Source organism: Glutamicibacter sp. 363, assembly GCF_052379505.1.
Lineage (GTDB): Bacteria > Actinomycetota > Actinomycetes > Actinomycetales > Micrococcaceae > Glutamicibacter.
This window is the reverse complement of record NZ_JBQSYR010000022.1, coordinates 36444-59725: the sequence shown is the minus strand read 5'-3', so window position 1 is coordinate 59725 and position 23282 is coordinate 36444. Positions and strand designations below refer to the sequence as shown.

Below are 23282 nucleotides of genomic sequence, written 5' to 3'. Positions count from 1 at the left end.
GCCTCCCCAAAAGGAGAGGCAACTGCTGGCGAGGAGCAATCCGACTAGCTCCGAGGATTCGGTTCGTCCTCGGCGTTCGGAGTTGGTTCCACCGGCAATACCGAGGGAGCTCCGACAACTGCAGCCTGCGGCGCCTGGCCGCCGGTCTTGTCCTTCTTCTCCCTGCTGCCCAGACGGCGCGAGACGATCTCGGCAATCTTGCCCAGGGTGAAGTTGATCAGGATGAAGATCGCCGCGGCAACGATCAGTGCCTGCAGGACGTTGCCGTTGGGAGACGAGTAGGTGCGTGCGAAGAACAGCAGCTCGTTGAAGCTGATGATGTAGCCCAGGGCCGAGTCCTTCAAGATGACGATGAACTGCCCGATCAGGGCCGGCAGCATGGCCACCAACGCCTGGGGGATTTCAATGAACCGCAATGACTGCCCGCGGGTCAGGCCGATCGCAATGCCTGCCTCGCGTTGCCCCTTGGGCAGGTTATGCACGCCGGAGCGCACCAGCTCGGCGACCACCGAACCGTTGTAGAACACCAGTGCGGCGACCACAGCCCACAGCGCGGTATCTCCTGGCAGCTGCAGGGAACGGGAGAAGAACACGTTGAAGAACACGATCATCAGCAGCACCGGCACGGCGCGGAAGAATTCCACGACAACGGTGCTGAATCCGTTGATGAGCTTGTTCTGCGAAAGCCGTCCGACGCCGAAGATCAGGCCGAAGATCACCGAGCCGACGATGCCCAGCACGGCGGCCTTGAGCGTGTTCAGCAGACCCGGCAGCAGATAGTTAGCCCAGGTGCTGCCTTCGATGAAGTCATCCCATTGGGAAGGCTGCATCTGGTCCTTGTTGGCCAGCCCGAAGATGATCCAAGCCAGGAGTCCGGCTGCAATCAGCGCGCCGACGACGTTGATGGCCAGGATGTTTCGCCGGGCCTTAGGACCCGGGGTGTCAAAGAGAATCGAGGCGCTCATCGTGCCACCGCCAGTTTCTTGGAGAGCCAGGTTGTTAGCAGACCCACCGGGATCACGATGATCACAAAGCCGACGGCGAAGGTCAGGAAGATCGGGATCACGATGTCCGCGCGGAATTCGATCATGGTCTTCATGGTCGAGGAGGCCTCGGTTGCCACCGAGCCGACGGCTGCTACGGTCGAGTTCTTAATCAGCGCGATCAAGGTGTTGCCCAACGGGACGATTGCGCCGCGGAAGGCCTGCGGCAAGATGACCTCGCGGGCCGCAGGCAAGAAGCTCAGCCCTATGGCGCGAGCGGCCTCGGCCTGCCCCAGCGGCACGGTGTTCACGCCCGAGCGGATGGCCTCGCAGACGAATGCTGCGTGGTAGAGGGCAAGTCCCATGACCGCCAAGCGGAAGAAGTTCCCCTGGAAATCTCCACCCAGGTTGAAGCCCAATTGCCCGTAAAGCGCCAGCACTCCGAAAAGGATGATGATCGTCAGCGGAGTGTTCCTGATGAGGTTCACATAGCTGGCGCCTATCGCACGGAAGCTGGCGACCGGTGAAATGCGAAGGAGCGCAAGTACCGTGCCTAGGAGCAGGGCGCCCAGAGCGGCCCAGAAAGTTAGTTGGATGTTGACCCAGAATGCTCCGGGTACGTCGTATTCAGTGAATATCGATAGATAGTTGTCCACTGCAAGCCTCTATCTCGATGGCCGCACCTGCGGCCAAGCGGCTATGGGTGTGGTGCCCGCTGCACGGGGCACCGCGAAACATGAAGGTGTGCAAAGGGGCCAAGGGCAATGCGCTTGGCCCCTTTGCTACGGATGCTGCTAAGCGCAGGTATCCGAGAGTTCCGGTGGGTTGGTTTCCGAGTTCGGCGTGTAGCCGGTGCCCTCGGTGTTTGCCGTCAAGGCTTCTTCCCAGGCGCCGGATTCGATCATCTTGGTGATCGCCGCGTTGATGTCGCCGCACTTGTCGGTTCCGTCGGGAAGGCCCACTCCGTAGTTTTCCTCGGAGAACGGTGCACCGGCAACCTTGAACTTGCCCTGGTAGGCAGGCTGGGCCGCCAAACCGGCGAGGATGATGTCATCGGTGGTCACCGCGTCGATGGTGCCGCCGCCCATCTGGGTCACGCATTCTGCGTAGCCCGGAAGCTCCTGCAGGTTGGTGTTCTCGGCGTAGTTGTCCTTCACCTTCTGGGCCGAGGTGGAACCGGTGACCGAGCACAGGTTCTTGCCGTTGAGGTCTTCGGGGCTGGCGATATCCGAATCGGTGGCCACCAGCAGATCCTGGCCTGCAACGAAGTATGGTCCGGCGAAGTCGACAACCTTATTGCGTTCCTCGGTGATCGAGTAGGTTGCGAAGATCATGTCGACCTGGTCATTCTGGAGCATGGTTTCGCGGTTCGCCGAAGGGGCCGAAACCCATTCGATGTTCTCCTCGGCGTAGCCCAGCTCGTTGGCAACGTACTTGGCAACATCTACGTCGAATCCGGTGTAGTTGTTGCCGTCTTTGAAGCCGAGGCCCGGCTGGTCGAACTTGATGCCGATGCGGATGCTCTCGGCATCGCCTTCGCCGCTCCCGCCGCCACATGAAGTGAGGGCCAAAGCCGCCACGGCTGCCATTGCAGCGACAGCGCCTAAACGATTCTTACGCATGATTCCTCCTGAATACAGAATGCGGTGATGGAATTAGTGGTTGGTAATGAGCTTGCCCAGGAAGTCCTTGGCACGGTCGCTCTGCGGGTTGGTGAAGAACTCGTGCGGAGTGGCCTGCTCGACGATCTGCCCGTCGGCCATGAAAATCACTCGGTCGGCGGCCTTGCGGGCGAAGCCCATCTCGTGGGTCACCACCAGCATGGTCATGCCTTCCTTGGCCAACCCGACCATGGTGTCTAGCACCTCATTGATCATTTCCGGGTCCAGCGCACTGGTCGGCTCGTCAAACAACATGACCTTCGGCCTCATGGCCAGCGCACGGGCAATTGCCACGCGCTGCTGCTGGCCGCCCGAGAGCTGAGCCGGCAATTTGCCGGCCTGGTTGGCGACGCCCACGCGCTCCAAGAGCTGCATGGCGAGCTTGTCCGCCGCGGCCTTCTTCAGACCCTTGACCTTGATCGGGCCGAGAGTCACGTTCTCCAGGATGGATTTGTGCGCGAAGAGGTTGAAGGACTGGAAAACCATTCCCACATCGGCGCGAAGCGTCGCCAGCGCCTTGCCCTCCTCGGGCAGGACCTTGCCATCGATGCTGATTTTGCCGTCGTCAATCGTCTCCAGACGATTAATGGCGCGGCAGAGCGTCGACTTGCCCGAACCGGAAGGTCCGAGAATGACTACAACCTCACCCTTCGTGACCTGAAGATTGATGTCGTTCAGTACATGGAGTGCCCCATAATGCTTGTTGACCCCAGTCAATTCAACGATGGGGCCGTCAGAAGAAGCTTGAGCTTGCTGATCGCTTTTCATAATCTAGACATTACTTCATGTGACGCACATAATGCGAGGCTACGAATGCGTCACAAAAAGTTGTTATCAAACTGTTCCGTAATCGTGCATCGGGCAATGCGCTGGATGCTGGGTGGTTACCGATAGAGTGAGGTCATGGTCCATAAGCGTAAAAGCGAAGAAAATGCGCATGCAGGGCGCAAGGTCCACGTTGAAGCGAGCTGGCCAAACAAAGAGCCAGCCGAGCAACTTGACCGCTATCTGCTGGAGAGTCCGCAGGAAGACGTCACGCATAGCGATGTGTGGCGCGTGCTGCGCATCCAATCGGAATTCGTCTCTGGATTCGGTTCGTTGGCAGGGCTGGGACCAGCGGTGTCGGTCTTCGGTTCGGCGCGCACCGATCCGGACAGCCTGTACTACAAGCAGGCTTATCGCATCGGGCAACGGCTAGCCCAGTCCGGGGTAATCACCATCACCGGTGGCGGCCCGGGCGCGATGGAGGCTGCCAACAAGGGTGCCAGCGATGCGGAAGGCTCCTCGGTGGGGCTGGGGATCGAACTGCCCTTCGAAACCGGGCTGAATTCCTGGGTGAACCGCGGCATCAACTTCCGCTATTTCTTCGTGCGCAAAACCATGTTCGTCAAGTACTCGCAAGGATTCATCGTGCTGCCCGGCGGTTTTGGCACCTTGGACGAGCTTTTCGAGGCATTGACCTTGGTGCAGACGCAGAAGATCACAGGATTCCCCATTGTCTTGGTTGGCACCGAATATTGGGGTGGGCTGGTGGACTGGCTGACGGATGTGGTTGCCAAGGAACGCGCCATTTCACCAAAGGACCTGGATCTCTTCCACCTCACCGACGATCCCGACGAAGCCGTGGACATCGTGTTGCGTAATATGGTGGAGGACCTGGACAAGAAGCAATCGAGCCGGAGCTAGCCATGCCATTTTTTCTCATAGCACTGGCAATCCTGGCCGTGGGCGGCGTGGCGTTGCTGATTTCAAGCCAACGGAAATCGGTTCCGGCCGGCCGGCATTTCGAATCCACGAGCGAGCCAATTGTGGGGCTCGTGGAGCATGAAGCGTCGTTGCCGCCGGTGTTGTTGCCGGAGCATCCGCGCGCCAACGATATTGACTCCGTGAAGTTCTCGCTGGGGCTGCGCGGCTACCGCTGCGATCAAGTAGACGACACCCTTGATGTGCTGGCTGCCGAGATCACCCGACTGGAAAATACAATTCGTGACATGGAGTCCCGGCGTGTGATTAGCGACACGACGCAAAATTAGCAATAATAGAAGATAAGTGTCCCTTATCAGCGACGAATCATCGCAGAAGGTGGACTTAGACATTGGGTTGTGCGCAAGGCAAAAAATGTTGCGCGCGTTAGCCACGGACGAAGGGAACAGCTCATATGGCTGCGATGAAGCCACGTACCGGTGACGGGCCGATGGAAGTCACCAAAGAGGGTCGAAGCCTGATTTTGAGACTGCCAATCGACGGCGGAGGTCGTCTGGTGGTGGAGCTGAACAGTGCGGAAGCAACTGAACTGCGTAACTGTCTAGTTGGGGTCACCGAATAATTCTTTAGCAAACCGAGGGCCGGCAAGATGCCGGCCCTCGGTTTTTCTACCCGCCGAACGCCCCGCTAGCGCGCTTTAGGTGCGGGCAGCACCGTGGCCACGAACAATCCCTGCTCGCTGGGGAAAAGGTGGGTCTGCAGCTTCGGGTCCTCGCGCAGCAGGCGCAGCGCATCGCGGGTGGCGACGGTGGAGGCGCGGCGTACCGCGGGACGCGCGAGGCGGTGCTCATCGAATGCGTTATTCAGCACGATCACCCCGCCCGGACCCACCAGGCGCTTGGCCTCGGCCACGTAGTCCAGCAGCAGTTCCGCGCTGGCATCGATGAGCACCAGGTCATAGGCGTGGTCGGCCAAGCGGGAGAGCACGCTTTCGGCGCGCTCGTTGATGATGCGCACGCGCGCCGAGAGGATTCCGGCTTCGCGCAGGCCCTGGCGCATGGCGTTGGCATGCTCCAGATCCGATTCGATGGCCGTCAGCGTCCCCGTGGCGCCCATGGCTTCGAGCATCGCCATGGAGGCGACACCCACTCCGGAGCCGATCTCGACGATGCTGTGCGGGGCGCGCAGGGTGCAGAGCAGGGCGAGCATCGAGCGCCCGGCCGGATCGATGCATCGAACACCAAGATCCGCGGCCCGTTCGCGTGCGGCAAGCACATGATCGCGCTCGGGCAGCTGGTTTTGGCTGAAGCCCCAGCTGGCGAGGAGTTCTGGATTCATCGAAGGCATGAGTGTGAGGTCCTTGGGGTTGTCTGTCGGGTGGTCCGGAGACCATCGTACCTACCGAGTTGGGCCGATCTTGGACGAACTGCTGGCAGGTGCGCAGGCGATTCTTAGCTTCAGCTCAGCTTTCCGGGTCACAATTGAAGAGTGAACACTGCAAGTAGCCAGCTAATTGCCCCCGTGGACGGCCCCGAAACCGAGACCCCCTCATGGGACTCCATGGTGCACGACCATGGCGAACGGGTCTTCCGTTTGGCGTACCGTCTGACCGGTAACCGCCAGGATGCCGAGGACCTGTCGCAGGAAGCCTTCGTGCGGGCGTTCAACGCGTTGGAGAAGTACACGCCCGGCACCATGGGCGGATGGCTGCACCGCATCACCACCAACCTGTTCCTCGACCAGGCGCGGCGCAAGTCCAAAATCCGTTTTGACCGTTTTGCCGAAGGCGCCGAGGACCGCTTCCCGAGCAACGCGGTCACCCCCGAGCGGGACTTCGAATTCAACAATCTGGACGTCGATGTGGCCAAGGCGCTCAAGGCGCTCGCCCCCGACTTCAGGGCGGCGATCGTCTTGTGCGATATGGAGGGTTTCTCCTATGAGGAAGTCTCGCAGATCCTGAATGTGAAGCTGGGCACCGTGCGGTCGCGCATCCACCGTGGGCGCGCCATGCTGCGCGACGCGTTGGCGCACCGCAACCCGGCCAACCGCGCCCCGTTGACCGTGAGCCTGCCGCGCATCCCGTTGGGGCTGCGCACCGCCAAGCAGGGCTGACGCATAAGTCATCCGCCGTGGCGCGGTGACTTCGACCATTCGAAGCCGACAAGGTAATCTTTCATACGTGGAGTTAATTGGAATCAATGGCGGAGAATTCATTATTCTCGCCATCCTCGCAGTGGTGATCTTGGGTCCCGAGAAGCTTCCGGAGTACGCCAAAAAACTGGCTAACCTGGTCAAGGAACTACGCCGCATGGCCAATGGCGCCAAGGAGCAGCTGCGTGAAGAGGTCGGCGACGAGGTCGCAGACATGGACTGGCGCAAGCTGGACCCGCGGCAGTACGATCCGCGGCGGATCATCAAGGAAGCGCTCGTCGATGAATTCGACGAGGCGGTGAACGCGGCCAAGGCGCCGCCGCACCCCGCGCAGGCCCCGGTGCGAACGGCCGTTGAGACCGCCAAGCAGCAACCGCTGGCGGCCGACGAGCTGGCCCCCTTTGACACGGAAGCCACCTAGAACCTCTAGAAGGACATTGGCAGCGATCGCCCGGCAAGCCCGCGCGGCCGCTGCCCTAATTTCTGCGCCAGCTGGCGCAGGGAACCGGCCACCGGCGACTCCGGGGTGCCCAGCACCACCGGGACCCCTCGATCCGAGCCCACCCGCACCGCCTCTTCCAGCGGCAGCTGGGCGAGCAGCTCCACCGGATATCCGAGCTGTTCGCTGAGCGATTCGCTCAGCCGCTGCCCGCCGCCGGTTCCGAAGATCTCCATCTTGCCGCCGTCGGGCAGGCTCAGGTAGCTCATATTCTCCACCACGCCGATAACCTGCTGCTTGGTTTGCAAGGCAATGGTTCCGGCGCGTTCGGCCACCGCGGTCGCCGTGGCCTGCGGGGTGGTGATCACCAGCAGTTCGCTATTGGGCAGCAGCTGCGAAACCGAGATCGCCATATCCCCGGTGCCCGGGGGCAGGTCCAGCAGCAGCACGTCCAGGTCCCCGAAGTACACGTCGGTCAAGAACTGTTCCAGCGCGCGGTGCAGCATCGGCCCGCGCCAGATCACCGGCTGGTTCGAGTCCAGGAACATGCCGATGGAAATGACCTTCACCCCGTGGGCCACCGGGGGCAGGATCATCTCGTCCACACGGGTCGGTTTCCCGGTGATGCCCATCAGCGCCGGGATCGAGAAGCCGTGCACGTCGGCATCGATCAGTCCGACCTTCAACCCGTCCGCGGCCATGGCGGCCGCCAGATTCGCGGTGATCGAGGACTTGCCCACCCCGCCCTTGCCGCTGGCCACCGCGATCACCCGGGTCAGCGAATCCGGGTCGGAGAATACCGTGCGCTTGGCTTGCAGCTTCGCGCGCAGCTCGGCGCGCTGGACCGGGTCCATCACATCCAGCACGACGTTCACCGCCGCCACCTCGGGCAGCGCGCCCACCGCCTTGGCCACGTCGGCCTCGATGGTCGAACGCATCGGGCAGCCGGCGATGGTCAGCAGGATGCGCACCCGCGCGGTGCCCGCGACCAGTTCCGCGGAAGCCACCATGCCCAGTTCGGTGATGGGGCGGCGCAGCTCCGGGTCGATTACGGATTCAAGGGCGCGGTGCAGGGCCGCGGATTGGGTCACTTTGGGTTTGCCTTCCGATGCTGGGAGCGGTTGGAATCAACCGTGTCAATTAATCCGGTGGACGGATTGCTGTGCTTGTTCTTGCGCTTGGCGCGCAGATGCAGGTCTTCGCCGTCGGTGGTTTCGAGCAGTTCTTCGAGCACATTGCGCAGTTCGGAACGCACATAGTCGCGGGTGGCGACATCGCGCATGGCCAGGCGCAGGGAGGCGAGCTCCCGGGTGAGGTATTCGGTGTCGTAGAGATTGCGCTCGGCGCGGTTGCGGTCCTCGGTGAGCGAGACGCGGTCGCGGTCATCCTGCCGGTTCTGCGCGAGCAGCAGCAGCGGGGCCGCATAGGAGGCCTGCAAGGAGAGCATCAGGGTCAGCGCGGTGAAGCCGATGGCCGCGTCATCGAAGCGCCAGGCGGCCGGGGCGACGGTATTCCAGACGAGCCAGAAGGCGCAGAAGATCGTCATGTAGAACAGGAACTGCGGGGTGCCCATGAAGCGGGCGAATTTCTCCGTCGCCGAACCGAAAAGGTCCGGATCGGGGGAGAACTTCGGCCAGAACCGGCTGCGTGCCGAAAGGGGAGTATCCAGCCCGTTGCTCTTGCGCTGTTCGGCCATCCGGTGAACTCCTTTGCTGCTGATCGAGAATGCTGAAGCTTGCCGGCCTAATCCGCCGAGCGCCAGTCATCGGGAAGAATGTGGTCCAGGACGTCGTCGACGGTGATGGCGCCGACGAGCCGCCCCTCGTTGTTGACCACGCCCACCGAGGTGAGGTTATAGGTGGCCAGATGGCGGACCACGTCGGTGATGCTCGACAGGTCCGACATCGGTTCAAGTTCCTTGTCAAGAATATCGCCCAAGGGCTCCGGGGGAGCGGCGCGCAACAGCGCCTGGATGTGAACTTGGCCCAGATAGCGGCCGGTGGGGGTCTCCAGCGGCGGACGCACCACATAAACCGTGGAGGCCAGCGCCGGGCTGATCTCTTCGAAGCGGACCGAAGCCAGCGCCTCGGCCACCGTGGATTCCGGGGTGAGGATCACCGGCACCGGGGTCATCACCGAACCGGCGGTGCCTTCGGGATAGGCCAGCAGGCGGCGCACGTCCTCGGCCTCCTCCTCGTTCATCAGCTCCAGCAGCTGGTGCTTGGTCTCCTCTTCCACCTCGGCGAGCAGGTCGGCCGCGTCATCCGGGTCCATCTCCTCGAGCACATCCGCGGCGCGCTCCAGGCTGAGCGCGGAGAGGATTTCGACCTGTTCCCGGTCCGGCAGCTCCTGCAAGACGTCGGCCAGCCGGTCATCTTGCAGATGCGCGGCGACTTCCAGCCGGCGTTTGCCGGTCATCTCATGCAGCGCGTCGGCGAAGTCGGCGGCCTTCATCTCATCGTGGGTGGCCACGAAATTATCCGCGGACTGCGGTTCGCTCTGCGCCCCCTGGCGGATCTCCTCCCAGGAGACCAGCACCTTGTTGCGGCGGCGGGTGCGCAACCCCAGCAGCGTGCTGGTCGTCTCCAGGCGCTGGACGAAGTACTCGTTGATCTCCCAGTCCCCGCGCCGGGTCTGGGTCAGCCCCACGTCCTCGATCAAACCGCGCCCGGAGGCATCGAGGAAGGTGACCGTGCGGTCGAACATTTCGGCGACGACGAGCATTTCCTGCCCGCGCTGCTGGAAGCGGCGCATGTTGACCAGTCCGGAGCAGATGACCTGGGTGGATTCCATCGACTGGATCCGGGTCATCGGCACGAAGACGCGGCGTTTACCCGGAACTTCGACGACCACGCCGACACAGGCCGGGGCCCGCTGCGGGCCGCGCGAAACGACGACGACGTCGCGTAGCCGGCCCAGGCGATCGCCCAAGGGGTCGAAGACGTCCAGCCCGAGGAGCCGGGCGACAAAGATTTTAGAAACGTGTGCGCTCACCGTTCTAGCCTAGCGTGCAAAGGGGCCGTTGGCGGTGTGCTGGGCCACGAAGCGGCACAGGATTCTTTCACCCTCAGCGATAGTGGGTGTACAACTGGGCGCACTCACAGTATTAGCGTGCACAATATAGGTATGACCTCGCCGCATGGAGTAAATTCAATCAGCCCCAACGGTTTGCCCCGTGGCGAACTGCTTGGGCGCTACACCAGCTATCTGGATGCCCAGAAACTGGTCGACTATCTTGCAGATAACAACTTCCCGGTCTCCGCCGTGAGCATCGTGGGCAACGACGTGCGCACCGTGGAACGGGTGACCGCGAAGCTTTCCTACCCGAAGGTGGCGCTGTCCGGCGCGGCGCAGGGCGGCATGATGGGCCTCTTCGTGGGCCTGCTGCTCTCGCTCTTCGGCGGCAGCGGAACCGGCCTGTACCAGATCCTCTCGGCCATCGGGCTGGGCATGGCGATCTGGATGATCGCCGGAGTCGTTTCCTACTCGATGCGCCGGGGCAAGCGCGACTTCGCCTCCTCGAGCAAGTTCGTGGCGACCAGCTTCGACGTGGTCGTGGACTTCGAGCATTCGCAGACCGCCCGGCAGCTGGCCGCCCAGCTGCCGATGCGTCCGCAGCCGGCACCGGGCACCGCGCCGGCAGCGCAGCCGGTACAGCCGCCCGCCGCCCCGGTGGCGCAGCCGCCGGCAGCCCCCGCAGCGACGCAGGCTCCGGCAGCTCCGGCAACGGAAGCAGCGCCCGCACCGACCAGCCAATTCGGCGACCTGCCAGATGGCCGCCCGCGCTACGGTGTGCGCGTGGACGAGCCAAAGCCCGCGGCGCCGGCGCAGCCCGAGGCGCAGGATGTGGCGCAGGCCGAGCCGACGGTTAAACAGGATGCGGTGCAGCCGCCCTCCGGCGAAGCCGCCCCGGAGACGGCCGGCCAGCCACAGGCCGAAGCCAAGGAATCCGACAAAGAGACCAAGCAGCAGTAACCAAGCGCAGCAAACCCGCCACGAAGTCTTCCGCACCGAGCGGAGCAGCGTGGCGGGTTTTTGCTTGCCCGCCGGTCCCCGGCAGCCAGCGACGCAAAAAACCAGGGGCAGCCGGGCTTCCGAGGTGGAAACCGGCTGCCCCTGGCAACTGTGCAATGACCGCTGGCGGACTAGCCGCGCAGCTTTGCCATCCACGCCTCGACCTCGTCGGGCTTGCGCGGCAGGGCCGCGGAGAGGTTCACCGCACCATCGGCGGTGACCAGGATGTCGTCCTCGATGCGCACGCCCAGCCCGCGGTACTCTTCCGGGATGGCCAGGTCCTCATTCTTGAAGTACAGGCCCGGTTCGATGGTGAACACCATGCCCTCGACGAGTTCCGCGTCCAGGTACAGATCCGCACGGGCCTGGGCGCAATCATGCACATCCAGGCCCAGATGGTGGCTGGTGCCATGCGGCATCCAGCGGCGGTGGTGCTGGCCTTCGGGAGACAGCGCCTCCTCCAGGGAAACCGGGAGCAGCCCCCAATCCTGCAGGCGTTCGGCGAGCACGGTGGTGGCGATGAGGTGCAGGTCGCGGAACTTCAGCCCCGGGCGGACCGCCGCGTAGGTTGCATCGGCGGCGTCGAGCACGGCCTGATAGACCTTGCGCTGCAGCTCGGTGTACTTCCCGGAGACCGGCAGGGAGCGGGTGATGTCCGCGGTGTAGAGCGACTCGGCTTCCACTCCGGCGTCCAACAGCAGCACCTCGCCCTCGTTGACCGCACCGGTGTTGCGGATCCAGTGCAGGATCGTGGCGTTGTTGCCCGAGGCGGCGATGGTGTCATAACCCAGTTCGTTGCCCTCGAGGCGGGCGCGGGCGAAGAAGGTGCCCTCCACGATGCGTTCCCCGCGCTGGTGGGCAATGGCGGCATCCAGGTTGCGCACGACGTCTTCGAAGCCTGCGATGGTGGCATCCACGGACTTCTGCAGTTCGGCCAGTTCGTACTCGTCCTTGACCAGGCGCAGCTCGGAGACGAACTCGGCGAGCTCGTTATCCAGCGCATCGCTGGCCTCCAGATCCTGTCCGGTGTTGATCCGCGAGGTATCGACCAGCGCCTCGACGTTCAGGTCGATCTCGCGCATCAGGCGGATGCGGATCCCGCCCAGGGCCTGCGGTCCCGAGTTCTTGGTCAGCGCATTTTCCAGCAGATCCAGCGACTGCGTGGAGATGCCGGTGCGGGCGGACATGGTGCTCAGCGTGGGACGCGGGCCCACCCAGAATTCTCCGGCGCGCGAGTCGAGGTAGAAGTCCGAGCTGTCCCGGCCCGCCATCGGCGCGAAGTACAAGGTGGCCGCGTGGTTGCCGCCCTGGTCCCCGGCCCCGTCGTCGGTTGGCTCCAGCACCAGGACCGCATCGGGTTCGTGGTCGACGCCCAGACCGGTCAGGTGCGCGAAGGCCGAATGCGGGCGGAAACGGTAGTCCGTATCATTCGAGCGGACCTTTGCCGGGCCGGCCGGAATGACCAGGCGTTCGCCCGGGTAGTGCGCGGAGAGGGCCGCACGGCGGGTGGCTGCAAAGCTTGCGGCAGGATCTGCTGCGGGAAGCTGGGAGGTGTCCGGCGCCCAAGAGGAAGCCATGAACTTCTTGAATGCTTCCGAGGTGGGACGCTGGGAGCGGTTGTTGACGCGATCTTCGAGCGGCTGGTCGTTGCCCGAAGGCGAAGAAACTTGATTGGTCATACTACTTAGTGTGTCACCGATTCGGCTATCCGGGCAAAGTAGCAGTAGGCCAGCTAATCTAGGGATATGCGAATTGACCTGCACACCCATTCAAATGTTTCGGATGGGACGCAACCGCCTGCCGAACTGATCGCGGCCGCGCAGCACGCCGGATTGGATGTGGTGGCGCTGACCGATCACGATCAGACCGCCGGGTGGGGCCAGGCGCGGCAGGCCGCGGCGAAACTTGGTGTGGGTTTTGTCCCCGGAATGGAAATCACCTGCCAGGACCATCAGGGAATCAGCGTGCACCTGCTGTGCTATCTGCAGGACCCCGGCTATCAGCCGTTGCTCGATGAATTGGATCTTTCGCGCAATTCCCGGGTCATCCGCGCCCAGCGCATCGTGGATCGGCTCGCCGAAGATTTTCCGATCAGCTGGGATTTGGTCTCCGAGCATTGCCAGCCGGGCGCCACGGTGGGACGCCCGCATATTGCCGACGCGTTGATTACCGCGGGGGTGGTGGAAAGCCGCAATGAGGCCTTCGCCAACATCCTCTCGGCGCGCTCGCGATACTACGTGGGGCACCCGGCCATCGACCCGCGCGACGCGGTGCGCCTGGTCCTGGAAGCCGGGGGAGTGCCGGTCTTCGCACACCCTGCGGCCGCCTTGCGCGGACGGGTCGTGCCCGAAGCGACCTTCCACGAGATGATCGATGTGGGACTGGCCGGGGTGGAGATCCACCACCGGGACAACAGCGCGGAAGGCAAGCGCTTCCTGGCCCGGCTGGCCAAGCAATACGACCTGATCGTGACCGGTTCTTCCGATTACCATGGGGCCGGAAAACTGAACCGGCTCGGTGAGAATCTCACCGAGCCGGACATGCTGGATCGAATTATTGCGGCGGGAACCGGAGCTCAGGCCTCTTTGTAGGCGGTGGTTTCCGGCAAGCGGGAACGCATCACCTCGATGGCCTCGGCGTTCTGGTCGATCAGCACGAAGCGCCGATTCAACTTCGCGGCTACCGCACCGGTGGTCCCGGAGCCGGCGAAGAAATCCAGCACCCAGTCGCCTTCGCGCGATGAGGCGGCGATGATCCGACGCAGGATACCTTCGGGCTTCTGCGTCGGGTAGCCGGTCTTCTCCTTGCCGGTCGGAGAGACGATGGTATGCCACCAGACATCGGTGGGCAGTTTGCCCAGGGCGCGCTTTTCGGGGGTCACCAGACCGGGAGCCATATACGGTTCGCGGTCCACCTCGGCCGAATCGAAGTGGTACTTCTTCGGGTCCTTCACGTATACCAAGATGGTGTCGTGCTTCGCCGGCCAGCGGCTTTTGGCGCGGGCACCGTAGTCGTAGGCCCAGATCAATTCGTTCAGGAAGTTCTCGCGCCCGAAAATCTGGTCCAGCAGCACCTTGACGTAGTGCACCTCGCGGTAGTCCAGGTGCACATAGAGCGTGCCGTCTTCGGCAAGCAACCGGTGGGCTTCGTGCAACCGGGGCTCGATGAAGCTGAGATAGTCATCGAAGCTGTCGTGATAGGAGCGCGCGGCTCCCAGCTCGGTGTTGTAGGAAAGACCCTTGAAGCCCACCCGATCGCCTTCGCCCTCGGCGGCCCGCACCATGGTGCGTTGCGCCCGGGTTTGCTTCCGGCCGGTGTTAAACGGCGGGTCGACATAGATCAGCGTGAAACTCCCGTCGGGCAGTTCCGACAAAGCCTTCACATTGTCACCGTGCAGCACGGTATTTTCCTGCGCCGGAGCGCCCGCGGTGAGTGCGGGCGCTCCGGTTTCGGGCAGGGTGGAATCCTCTGGTTGAGCGAGCACCGTTGGTACTGAATCCTTTCGGAAGAAGAATGGAAACGGAGAACTAATTAGTCCTGCGTTCCACCTTCGGTGCTGCGGGTGCGGCGGCGGGGCCGGCGGCGCGCACGCGATTCCTGTTCGGAGTCGGTGCGGGCAGCTGGCTGTTCCTCGTGCTGGTGGGTTTGGCGGTGGCGTTCGCCCTCGCGCGCCGGGCGGTCCTGCTTGCCCTTGGAATGCCCGTGGCGGCTGGCGCCCTGGTCGCCGGACTGTTCGCCTTCGACGGTGCGGGTACGGCTGCGGCCACCGGTGCTGCGCCGGCGCGGGGTGCGCTCGGTGCGCTCGGCTTGGTCGCGGCGCGGGGAACCGTCGCCCTCGGCCGGCGCGGTCTTCTTTGCACGCTGCAAGCGGCCCTTGGTGCCCTTGGGGATGTCCAGGTCGGCGAAGAAGTGCGGGGAGGAGGAGTAGGTTTCGACCGGCTCGGGCACATTCAGGCCCAGCGCCTTGTTGATCAGCGACCAGCGAGGCACCGAATCCCAGTCCACGAAGGTCACCGCGATGCCGGTGTTGCCGGCGCGGCCGGTGCGGCCCACGCGGTGCAGGTAGGTCTTCTCGTCGTCCGGGCACTGCAGGTTCACCACGTGGGTGACGTCGTCCACGTCGATGCCGCGGGCCGCGACGTCGGTGGCGACCAGGATCTCGACCTTCCCGGCGCGGAAGGCCTTCAGCGACTGCTCGCGGGCCCCCTGGCCGAGGTCCCCGTGCAGGGCGCCGGCGTTGAATCCACGGTCGATCAGTTCGTCGGTGAGCTTGGCTGCCGAACGCTTGGTCTGGGTGAAGATGATGGTCTTGCCGCGGCCCTCGGCCTGCAGCAGGCGGGCCACCATCTCGTCCTTGTCCAGGTTGTGCGCGCGGTAGACCAGCTGGCGGATGTTGCGCTTGGTCAGCGAATCGTCGTCGCCCGGGTCGGTGGCGCGAATGTGGGTCGGGCGGGACATGTAGCGGCGGGCCATGGTGATCACGGCGCCCGGCATGGTAGCCGAGAACAGCATCGCCTGGCGCAGCGGCGGCAGGGCGGCCAGGATGCGCTCCACGTCGGGCAGGAAGCCCAGATCCAGCATTTCGTCGGCCTCATCGAGGACCACGGTCTTGATCTGCTTCAGGTTCAGCACGCGCTGGCGGTTCAGGTCGATCAGGCGTCCCGGGGTGCCGACGATCACGTCGGTGCCGGCCTTGAGCGCGTTGATCTGCTCCTCGTACGGGCGGCCGCCGTAGATGGTGGTGATCGAGATATTCGAGTGCTTCGAAGCCTGCGCCAGGTCGGCGCCGACCTGAATGGCCAGCTCGCGGGTCGGAGCCACGATCAGCGCCTGCGGGGCGCCGGGGAATTCGAGCTTCTCATAGCCCTTGTCGCCCTCGCGGATGACGCGCTGCAGCGCGGGGATGCCGAAGCCCAGGGTCTTGCCGGTACCGGTCTTCGCCTGGCCGATGATGTCGTTGCCACCGAGCGCCACCGGAAGGGTGAGCGACTGGATGGGGAATGGGTACTCAATACCTGCTTCGAGCAGCGAAGCGACGATGTCTTCGCGGACCTTGAGCTCGGCGAAGGTCTGCTTGGGAACCTCTACGTCGGCGGTATCAATTGGCTCGGGGAGTTCGACCTGTTCGGTCGATAGCGTCGTGTCGGTCACGATGTGTGTGTTCTCGTTTCATTTGTGGCACCGGAACTGGTGCTGCCAGCCCTGAGCTTCCAGGGGGCCGGCACCTGCCGGTGCGGGTCCAGCGGAGCCGATCGCGTCATACACGTCAACCGCCGCGCGGGCGGATGTCGCAATGGTGACCGCTGGGAAGTCACCACGAAACTGTTCTCTTCGTTCAGCACGGTGCGACCGGGCATCCTAAATAGTGATAGCCCTAGCATAGCCTCTCCGCGCCGGAATCCCGTCGGCCGGGGGCGCTAGCCAACGATGTCGAACATGATCTTGCGTGTGGCGGGGTCCGCCGAACGCAGCGTGACGGTGACCAGCGTGCCCGGTGCCGCGCTTCCGGTGAACTGCCCGGTGATCGGTTCGGTGACCAATTGCAAGTTTCCGGGGCGGTCCTTGGCATCGGTCGAGGCGGGGTCGCCATTGTGCGTTCCGGTGGCCTCGCGCAACACGATGGCCTCAAACCTCTCGCCGACCCGGTGCTGCAAGACGTAGGCCTCGATCAGGTTGATGGCCGCCCGGGAGATCTGATTCGCCGAAATTGAACTTTCCCGCATCAGCCCCGGCAACTGCTCCAGCGCTTCGCTCAACTCGTCCGGGATGGGCTTGGCATTGGCTTGCAGGAAGCAGCACAGCAGCACGAAGCGGTCCACCAGGCGGCGCAACGGTGCGGTGGTGTGCGCATAGGGGGCGGCCAGCGCCGCCTGCTCCATCTCGTCTTCGTTTTGCCCGTTGATCACGTCATAGTCTGCGCCGCGGAACAGCGAGGCGGCCCGATGCATGATGACCAGCTGGCGCGGATCATTCACGTCTAGGGTGCGCAGATACTGGCCGTAGTTAAGCTGTCCATCCCAGGGGTGTCCCAGCAGCTTGGTCTGCTCCTTGAATTCTGCCAGGTCCTTCTCATCCGGGGCCGGCATGGTGCGCAGAATTCCGGTGCCGTGATCGAGCATGATCCGGGCGGCGGCCATGCCGGTGAGCAGGGAAATCTGCGCGTTATAGTCTTCCAGCGGCAAGGGCTGGCGGCTGACCAGTTTGTAGCCGCCATTGTCGGGCTCGACCTCTTGATCCGGAAGGTTCAGCGAGGCACCGCCGCGCAGGCGTTCCTGCTCGATGCGCACCGCGCCGATTTGTGCCAGCAGCTCCAGCTGCTCCCCGCCGTGGCCGGAGTCCAGCTTCGCTTGCGCGGAGGCGTAGTCCAGCATTTCCCGGGATTTGATCGTGGTGCGGCGCAGCTGCACGTCGGTGATGGCCCCCGCGGCATCCAGCGTGATAAGCCACAAGAATACCGGGCGGACTGCGCCGGGCAGCAGGGAACCGGCATCTTCTGAAATCAGCGGCGGGTGAAGGTTGATCTTGCGTTGCGGCAGATAGTAGGTCTGTCCGCGTTCCCTGGTGACCTCATCGAGTTTTGAGTTCAAGGCGACGAATGACGGAACGTCGGCGATCGCATAGTGCACCAGGTAGCCGTCGTCTTTTCGTTCCAGGTACATGGCCTGGTCGAGATCCGTGGCACCCTCGGGGTCGATCGTGAAAAACGGTAGCGCGGTGTCGTCGTGTTCCGGTGCCCGCAGGTTCTCGACCGCCTCTTGAGCCGCTTTGAGGGTTTGCTCATCGAAGGGCGCGGGGACCCCCAATTCGCTTTCCAAGGCGAGCAGCAGCTCGTCCAGATTCGCTGCGGCATGTTTGCGGGGGCTGTGGATTCGTGGATTGGTCACACACCTAGGATTATCACAGAAGAGTGATTCAAACCACGATTAACGCAGCGTGGCCGCCCCCAAATGCCGGGGGGCGGCCACGCTAGCGCAGGAAAGTTTGCCTTACTGGGCGAAGCCCACGCGGCGGGCCTCTTCGGGACCAACCTCAACATAGGCGATACCGGCCGCTGGGACCAGCACTTCGCGGCCCTTGGGATCCTTCAGCGATAGCATCGTACCCTCGGAGATCGCCTTGGATAACAGCTCGTTCACTTCGGCGTTGCTCAGCTCGGACTCGAGCACGACTTCGCGGGCTACATTCTGAATGCCAATCCGGATTTCCATGATTGTCAATGATCCTCTCGAAAGAATTACGAGTCCCGTCAGGGGCCTCTGAAACAAATCTAGCTAGTTTTCCTTCGGGAACCGTGAAATTCCGCGCCAAGCTAAACGCGAGATCAGGTCGACTGCGGTTTCCTGGTCCACCGGCTCGCCGCTGGTGGCCCAATATCGTGCCGAAACCTGGGACAGGCCCGCCAAGGCGCGCCCCACAAGCAATCCTTCGTCCTCGTCGAGGTCGGTGTCTTTGACAACAACCTTCGAAATCGAAGTTGCCAGCGCATTGTTGAATTCTTCAATGCGTGCGGCGACCAGCGGATCGGAGAGCACATCCGATTCGAAGATCAGCCGATAGGCCTGCGACTCACGTTTGATGTACTGGTAATAGGTGTTGATCGTTTCGAAGACGCGTTGGCGGTTTTCGTTTGTCGAGGAGATTGCGTCATCCAGCAGCTTGGTGAAATCGGCCAGATGCGAATCGAGCAAGGCCAGATAAAGTTCTCGCTTGCCGGGGAAATGCTGGTAGAGCACCGGTTTGGAGACGAGTGCAACCTCGGCGATCTCGTCCATCGAGGCCCCGTGGTAGCCGTGGGCTACGAATACCTGGTGGGCTGCCTGCAGCAGCTGGCGGCGGCGCGCTTCGCGAGGCATCCGCTGGGTGCGTGGATTCTTGATTTCCCCGAGTTCCGCCATGATGTAGACCTTTCAACCTGCTGCGTGTGGTGGTTGCCGGCGAATGCTCCGCCCGTAAAACCACCACCTACTTGCAAGTAGTATTCCATGTCGCGCCGAAAATATCGCCAGCGACGGCGGGGTGTCTGAAGTGCTTAAGCGCTTTGCTCCAAGGGAAGTACCGGGCAGGCGGCGTTATCTGCAGATTCTGCGTCGACACGCACCGGCTTGGCCGGCGCGGTGGCCGCGGAACCGGAAAGATCCAGCCCGTAGAGGGTTTCGAGGGCTGCCACATATTCGTCGGTACGGCCTTCGGCCGCCAACTCGCGGGCCCGCATGGTTGGCACGTGGAGCAGCTGGCGCATCATCCGGCGCATGGCTAGTTCCACTTCTTCGGCCGCGGCGGTGCATCCGTGCTGCGCGCGGACCTTCGCTACTTCGGCGTCCAGTACGGTCTTGGTGTGGGCGCGCAGCGCCACAATGGCGTGGTCCGCTTCGCGCTCGCGCTGCGCGGCGGAGAATTCGCGGGCGGCCTTGGTGACGATCCTGGTGGCGTCGTGCACGGCCAGAGCCTGGTCGTTGGGCGCTGCCATCCGAACCGATTCGAGGGTGATGAGCTCAACGTCGGCCAACTGCGCAATGGTTGGATCAAAATCGTGGGTCAACGCCATATCGATGGCTATCAGCGGCTGGCCCTTAACGCGCAGTTCCTCCAAGGTATGGCTTTCCAAACGGTTTCCACCGCCGGAACAGCCGACGATGACGTCGGCTTCGCGCAGGGCTTGGGTCAGGTGCTGCTCGCTCAGCGGGAAGCCGCCGCGCTTATCGGTGAAATCTGTTGCCCGGCCCGAGTGGGAGTACACGCTGATGCGCTTGACGCCGCGTTCCTTCAGCAGCGCCATGGTGGCGCCCGCATAGGATCCGGTCCCGAATAGCACGATGTCCTGGTCTTGCCAGCTGCGGCTGCCATCCATCAGCTCTTCGGCGAGATCCAAGGCCACCGAAACGACGGATTTTCCTTGGGAGCCCAGATCGGTGCTGCTTCCGACATCCTTCGCGGCGCGCGTGGCGTTTTGGAAGAGCCGGGTGAGGCTGCTCGTGGCTGTTTTCTCCTGCTGGGCCTGGGTCAATGCGCGACGGACCTGACCGGCAATTTCACGTTCGCCCACTACGGCGCTGTCCAGGCCGGCGCCCACGGAGAAGAGGTGGTCGATTACCGGTTCCCCTTCCAGGGTGGTCAGCCGGCGGGCGAGGAAGTCCGCGGACAGCTCGGTGTGCGCGGAAAGTTCATTGACCAGATGCTCGGTGGCATCTTCGACGTTTTCCACATCCGCATAGACTTCGAACCGGTTGCAGGTGGCCAGCACCACGGCACCGTTGATAGCCGCCGAACCATTGATGGAAGCGGCGGCTAGCCCGCTGGCCGAAGCGCTCAGTTGCGCCACGGTCTCCAGGTCGAGCTGTGAATGCGATGCGACAAGAGATAAGAAAACCACAATGTTCCAAGAATAGGCCGAATTAGGGCAGCTAAACAACGCAGGCGAACCTAACTGATGGGGGTTTTGGCCCGTAATGTTGCTCACCTTCCCCTGAGGGTGAACGGCACAAATGGGCTTTTACCTGCAAGAGTTGGCATCATTGAATCATGACTCTGTCGCAGAACCATCCCTTCGTTGATGGACGTACCTCCGATTCCGCATTGATCCAGGCCCTGACCGGTCGCACACCGAGCCACCACCCGGTGTGGTTCATGCGCCAGGCAGGGCGCTCGCTGCCCGAATACCTCAAGCTCCGCGAAGGCGTGAGCATGCTTGACTCGTGCCTGGACCCTGCGATGGCCAGCGAAATCACCTTGCAGCCGGTGCGCCGGCACAAGGTCGACGCCGGCATCTTCTTCTCCGATATTGTGATCCCCCTGCGGCTGGCGGGCATCGGCGTGGACATCGTCCCCGGTGTCGGCCCGGTCTTGGACAAGCCGATCCGCACCGCAGAAGACGTGGCCAATCTGCCCGAGCTCACCGATGAATCCCTGGACCCGATCCGCGAAGCGGTGGCGCTGACCGTCGCGGAGCTGGGCAGCACCCCGTTGATCGGTTTCGCCGGGGCACCGTTCACCGTGGCCGCCTACATGGTTGAGGGCAAGCCGAGCCGCGACCACCTGGGCCCACGCACCATGATGCATTCGGACCCCGAGGTCTGGGACAAGCTGATGAGCTGGGCCGCCGACGCTTCGGGCAAGTTCCTGCGCGCCCAGGTGGAGGCCGGCGCCTCCGCCGCGCAGCTGTTCGACTCCTGGGCCGGTTCGCTGTCCCTTCCGGATTATCAGCGGTTCGTCGCCCCGTATTCTTCGCGTGCGCTGGACTTCGTCCGCGATACCGGCGTGCCGCTAATCCACTTTGGCACCGGCACCGGCGAATTGCTGACCGCCATGCGCGACTCCGGCGTGGACACCGTGGGCGTGGATTACCGCATCCCGCTGGAAACCGCGATCGAGCGGCTGGGCCAGAGCGTGTCGGTGCAGGGAAATATTGACCCGGCCCTGCTCACGGCCCCCTGGGAAGTGCTCGAAGCCCACGTCCGCCAGGTCGTAGCCAGCGGCGCCAAGGCCCGCGGGCATGTGCTGAACCTGGGGCACGGCGTGCCGCCAACCACGGATCCGACGGTGCTCACCCGAGTGGTTGAACTCATCCACTCGCTCTAGGCACACAGGGCTAGGCTAGGTTTCAAAGACAGATCTCCGCTTCCGGGACGCGCCGGCAATCCCGGCACGTCCCGTTCGGCGGGGAACATCGAGTTGAAGGTGGAAGGTGCAGCGCCCATGACCAAGAATCAGCGCAACGCCCCGGCGGCAGACAAACAAGGTGCACGTCCGGCGGCAAAAATCCGCCGTGATCTCGCCGGAGACACGGCAGCACATGCCCTGCGCCTGCTGGAAAAGGTCCGCGCGGCCGCGGAAACCCGGGCCTCGAAAGACAGCGCACCGCACGATGCCGCACCGCACGCGATAGTTGTCGGCGGCGGTATCGCCGGATTGGTGGCCGCGCGTGAAATGAGCCAGACCGGATACCGGGTTACGGTCCTTGAAGCCTCGGACAATTTCGGTGGCTGCCTGCGCCGGGTTGAGGTCGCCGGCCTGGCCCTCGACGCCGGAGCCGAGTCTTTCGCGTTGCGCGGCGGCACCGTCAGCGCATACCTCGATGAGCTGGATCTGAGCGAAAAAATCGCCCAGACCTCCGGGGTCGGCGCCTGGCTGATCCAGGGGGACGCCGAAAACGTCGAGGCTAATCCGCTGCCGCCGAGCTCCTTGCTGGGGATCCCCTCGAATATCCGCACCGATGAGGTGCGCCGAATCATTGGCCGGGCCGCCACCGTGCGTGCCGCGGCCGATCTGGTCACGCCGATGCCCAAGAAGTGGGCCACGGAAAAGCTTTCGCTCGCCGAGGTGGTGCGCCACCGCATGGGGCAGAGCGTGCTTGACGCTTTGGTCGCCCCGGTAGTCAACGGGGTGTACTCCACCGACCCGGCACGGATCGACATCGACGCCGCAGCCCCGGGGCTGCGCGAAGCAATGCAGCGAACCGGATCCCTGGCCAAGGCCGTGGCCCAGCTGCAGGGCGATGCCCCGGCAGGTTCGCGAGTCGCCGGCCTGGACGGCGGCATGTACACGCTGGTGACGACGCTGACCGAGCAGCTGCAGGAATCCTCGGTGGCGCTGGTGCGCAATTCGCCGGTAACCGAGATCCGCCATCACGACGAGGCCGCGCAGCCGTACACCGTGCAGACCCTGGGCCAGGAGCTCGGCGCGGACCGGGTAGTCATTGCCACCGAGGCCCAGGCCGCGCTCAAGCTGCTCAACCCGCTGCTTGAAGAACAGCAGCGCATCAGCGCCGAGGCCGAGGCTAATTCCATCGCCCTGGTGGTGCTCGTGGTCGATAAGCCAGAACTCGACGATGCGCCGCGCGGTTCCGGGGCGCTCGTGGCCAAGGAAGCGCCCTTGGTGGCCAAGGCCATGACCCATGCCAGCGCGAAATGGCCGTGGCTGGCAGAGCAATCCGGTCCGGGCACCCACGTGCTGCGGCTGTCCTTCGGCCGGATCGGGCAGCATGAGCCGCTGGTCGAGTCCGGAGACGAGCAGGCGCTGCTTGCGCAGGCAGTCAAAGATGCTTCAAAGATTCTCGGTGTTGAATTGCATCAGGACGATGTCGTGGGAAGCGCCGTGTCGCGCTTCAACGACATGGTGCCGCTGCAGGGCGAGGCCGCCAGTGCACGCCGGGCGCAGGTGAACTCGGCGGTGGAGAAGTTTGACGGTTTGGACCTCGTGGGCGCGTGGCTTGCCGGCACCGGGTTGGCCCGAGTCATCGGACACACCCGGCGGACAGTTGCCATCAGCGCCCGCTAACTAGTTTTAAAGCATGAGATAGATCAGTTGATCAAGGAGAGCACTAAGTGAGCTACG

At 63.5% G+C, this 23282-nt stretch carries 24 protein-coding genes; 9 read left to right on the top strand and 15 right to left on the bottom strand.

The genetic code is table 11. The features are described 5' to 3' along the window. Positions 1-44 precede the first annotated feature (44 nt). From ACT3UA_RS13900 to ACT3UA_RS13885, 4 genes are all read right to left on the bottom strand, one after another. The gene (locus tag ACT3UA_RS13900; protein ID WP_096284544.1) at positions 45-965 is read right to left on the bottom strand and encodes an amino acid ABC transporter permease; all 921 of its coding nucleotides are present in this window, start codon (positions 963-965) and stop codon (positions 45-47) included. Continuing rightward, positions 962-1639 (bottom strand): amino acid ABC transporter permease, encoded by a 678-nt coding sequence (locus tag ACT3UA_RS13895; RefSeq protein WP_096284546.1) that lies wholly within the window; start codon positions 1637-1639, stop codon positions 962-964. The genes ACT3UA_RS13900 and ACT3UA_RS13895 overlap by 4 nt, the downstream gene beginning before the upstream one ends. A 138-nt stretch (positions 1640-1777) precedes the next feature. Beyond that, positions 1778-2605 carry a glutamate ABC transporter substrate-binding protein gene (locus tag ACT3UA_RS13890; RefSeq protein WP_096284548.1) on the bottom strand — a complete coding sequence of 276 codons (828 nt, stop codon included), beginning with the start codon at positions 2603-2605 and terminating at the stop codon, positions 1778-1780. A 33-nt stretch (positions 2606-2638) separates the two neighbouring features. Continuing rightward, positions 2639-3370 (bottom strand): amino acid ABC transporter ATP-binding protein, encoded by a 732-nt coding sequence (locus tag ACT3UA_RS13885; protein ID WP_217990352.1) that lies wholly within the window; start codon positions 3368-3370, stop codon positions 2639-2641. 177 nt (positions 3371-3547) lie between these two features. Here ACT3UA_RS13885 and ACT3UA_RS13880 point away from each other — a divergent pair, with 177 nt between their 5' ends. The 3 genes from ACT3UA_RS13880 to ACT3UA_RS13870 all read left to right on the top strand — a co-directional run bounded on the left by ACT3UA_RS13880 (position 3548) and on the right by ACT3UA_RS13870 (position 4970). Continuing rightward, positions 3548-4330, top strand: a complete 783-nt coding sequence (locus tag ACT3UA_RS13880; protein ID WP_096284552.1) for an LOG family protein — start codon at positions 3548-3550, stop codon at positions 4328-4330. A gap of 2 nt (positions 4331-4332) precedes the next feature. After that, positions 4333-4677 (top strand): DivIVA domain-containing protein, encoded by a 345-nt coding sequence (locus tag ACT3UA_RS13875; RefSeq protein WP_096284554.1) that lies wholly within the window; start codon positions 4333-4335, stop codon positions 4675-4677. 125 nt (positions 4678-4802) lie between these two features. Then, positions 4803-4970 (top strand): DUF3117 domain-containing protein, encoded by a 168-nt coding sequence (locus tag ACT3UA_RS13870; RefSeq protein ID WP_096284556.1) that lies wholly within the window; start codon positions 4803-4805, stop codon positions 4968-4970. Positions 4971-5035: 65 nt separating this feature from the next. Here the strand turns inward: ACT3UA_RS13870 and ACT3UA_RS13865 are convergent, their stop codons facing one another. Then, entirely contained in the window at positions 5036-5695 is a 660-nt protein-coding gene (locus tag ACT3UA_RS13865) for an O-methyltransferase (protein WP_096284558.1), read from the bottom strand. A gap of 141 nt (positions 5696-5836) precedes the next feature. On the opposite strand from ACT3UA_RS13865, the gene sigE reads away from it, so the two are divergent. Both sigE and ACT3UA_RS13855 read left to right on the top strand, forming a co-directional pair. Continuing rightward, positions 5837-6460, top strand: coding sequence for an RNA polymerase sigma factor SigE (gene sigE / locus ACT3UA_RS13860; RefSeq protein WP_255248371.1), 624 nt, complete (start codon positions 5837-5839; stop codon positions 6458-6460). 67 nt (positions 6461-6527) lie between these two features. Beyond that, positions 6528-6920, top strand: a complete 393-nt coding sequence (locus ACT3UA_RS13855; protein ID WP_096284562.1) for a sec-independent translocase — start codon at positions 6528-6530, stop codon at positions 6918-6920. 5 nt (positions 6921-6925) lie between these two features. Here the strand turns inward: ACT3UA_RS13855 and ACT3UA_RS13850 are convergent, their stop codons facing one another. The 3 genes from ACT3UA_RS13850 to ACT3UA_RS13840 are packed head-to-tail and all read right to left on the bottom strand — an operon-like array spanning position 6926 to position 9932. Beyond that, entirely contained in the window at positions 6926-8029 is a 1104-nt protein-coding gene (locus ACT3UA_RS13850) for an Mrp/NBP35 family ATP-binding protein (RefSeq protein WP_255248372.1), read from the bottom strand. After that, positions 8026-8634: a DUF1003 domain-containing protein gene (locus ACT3UA_RS13845; RefSeq protein ID WP_096284564.1), complete on the bottom strand. Its 609-nt coding sequence runs from the start codon at positions 8632-8634 to the stop codon at positions 8026-8028. The genes ACT3UA_RS13850 and ACT3UA_RS13845 overlap by 4 nt, the downstream gene beginning before the upstream one ends. Positions 8635-8681: 47 nt before the next feature. Continuing rightward, positions 8682-9932, bottom strand: coding sequence for a magnesium transporter MgtE N-terminal domain-containing protein (locus tag ACT3UA_RS13840; RefSeq protein WP_096284566.1), 1251 nt, complete (start codon positions 9930-9932; stop codon positions 8682-8684). A 132-nt stretch (positions 9933-10064) separates the two neighbouring features. Here ACT3UA_RS13840 and ACT3UA_RS13835 point away from each other — a divergent pair, with 132 nt between their 5' ends. Beyond that, positions 10065-10913, top strand: coding sequence for a general stress protein (locus tag ACT3UA_RS13835; protein WP_176484112.1), 849 nt, complete (start codon positions 10065-10067; stop codon positions 10911-10913). Between the two features lie 170 nt (positions 10914-11083). On the opposite strand, the gene ACT3UA_RS13830 is transcribed toward ACT3UA_RS13835, so the two are convergent. Next, the gene (locus ACT3UA_RS13830) at positions 11084-12631 is read right to left on the bottom strand and encodes an aminopeptidase P family protein (protein ID WP_096284568.1); all 1548 of its coding nucleotides are present in this window, start codon (positions 12629-12631) and stop codon (positions 11084-11086) included. Positions 12632-12697: 66 nt separating this feature from the next. On the opposite strand from ACT3UA_RS13830, the gene ACT3UA_RS13825 reads away from it, so the two are divergent. Next, positions 12698-13543: a PHP domain-containing protein gene (locus ACT3UA_RS13825; RefSeq protein ID WP_096284570.1), complete on the top strand. Its 846-nt coding sequence runs from the start codon at positions 12698-12700 to the stop codon at positions 13541-13543. Here the strand turns inward: ACT3UA_RS13825 and ACT3UA_RS13820 are convergent. The 6 genes from ACT3UA_RS13820 to ACT3UA_RS13795 all read right to left on the bottom strand — a co-directional run bounded on the left by ACT3UA_RS13820 (position 13528) and on the right by ACT3UA_RS13795 (position 20322). After that, positions 13528-14409 (bottom strand): DNA-methyltransferase, encoded by an 882-nt coding sequence (locus tag ACT3UA_RS13820; RefSeq protein ID WP_096284652.1) that lies wholly within the window; start codon positions 14407-14409, stop codon positions 13528-13530. The two genes, ACT3UA_RS13825 and ACT3UA_RS13820, sit on opposite strands and share 16 nt — an antisense overlap. A 74-nt stretch (positions 14410-14483) precedes the next feature. Beyond that, complete coding sequence (locus ACT3UA_RS13815) at positions 14484-16103, bottom strand: DEAD/DEAH box helicase (RefSeq protein WP_096284572.1); 1620 nt, start codon at positions 16101-16103, stop codon at positions 14484-14486. Positions 16104-16369: 266 nt separating this feature from the next. Then, a complete protein-coding gene (locus tag ACT3UA_RS13810) occupies positions 16370-17836 on the bottom strand; it encodes an RNB domain-containing ribonuclease (protein ID WP_096284574.1) in 1467 nt (488 codons plus the stop codon). A 102-nt stretch (positions 17837-17938) separates the two neighbouring features. Beyond that, positions 17939-18160, bottom strand: coding sequence for a DUF3107 domain-containing protein (locus ACT3UA_RS13805; protein WP_096284576.1), 222 nt, complete (start codon positions 18158-18160; stop codon positions 17939-17941). A gap of 63 nt (positions 18161-18223) precedes the next feature. Continuing rightward, the gene (locus ACT3UA_RS13800) at positions 18224-18847 is read right to left on the bottom strand and encodes a TetR/AcrR family transcriptional regulator (RefSeq protein WP_096284578.1); all 624 of its coding nucleotides are present in this window, start codon (positions 18845-18847) and stop codon (positions 18224-18226) included. Positions 18848-18981: 134 nt separating this feature from the next. Continuing rightward, positions 18982-20322, bottom strand: a complete 1341-nt coding sequence (locus ACT3UA_RS13795) for a glutamyl-tRNA reductase (RefSeq protein WP_096284580.1) — start codon at positions 20320-20322, stop codon at positions 18982-18984. Positions 20323-20471: 149 nt separating this feature from the next. Between ACT3UA_RS13795 and hemE the strand changes: the two genes are divergently transcribed. Together hemE and hemG are read left to right on the top strand one after the other, a co-directional pair. Continuing rightward, positions 20472-21527, top strand: coding sequence for a uroporphyrinogen decarboxylase (gene hemE, locus ACT3UA_RS13790; protein ID WP_096284582.1), 1056 nt, complete (start codon positions 20472-20474; stop codon positions 21525-21527). A 117-nt stretch (positions 21528-21644) separates the two neighbouring features. Then, positions 21645-23225 (top strand): protoporphyrinogen oxidase, encoded by a 1581-nt coding sequence (gene hemG, locus ACT3UA_RS13785; RefSeq protein ID WP_096284584.1) that lies wholly within the window; start codon positions 21645-21647, stop codon positions 23223-23225. Positions 23226-23282 lie beyond the last annotated feature (57 nt).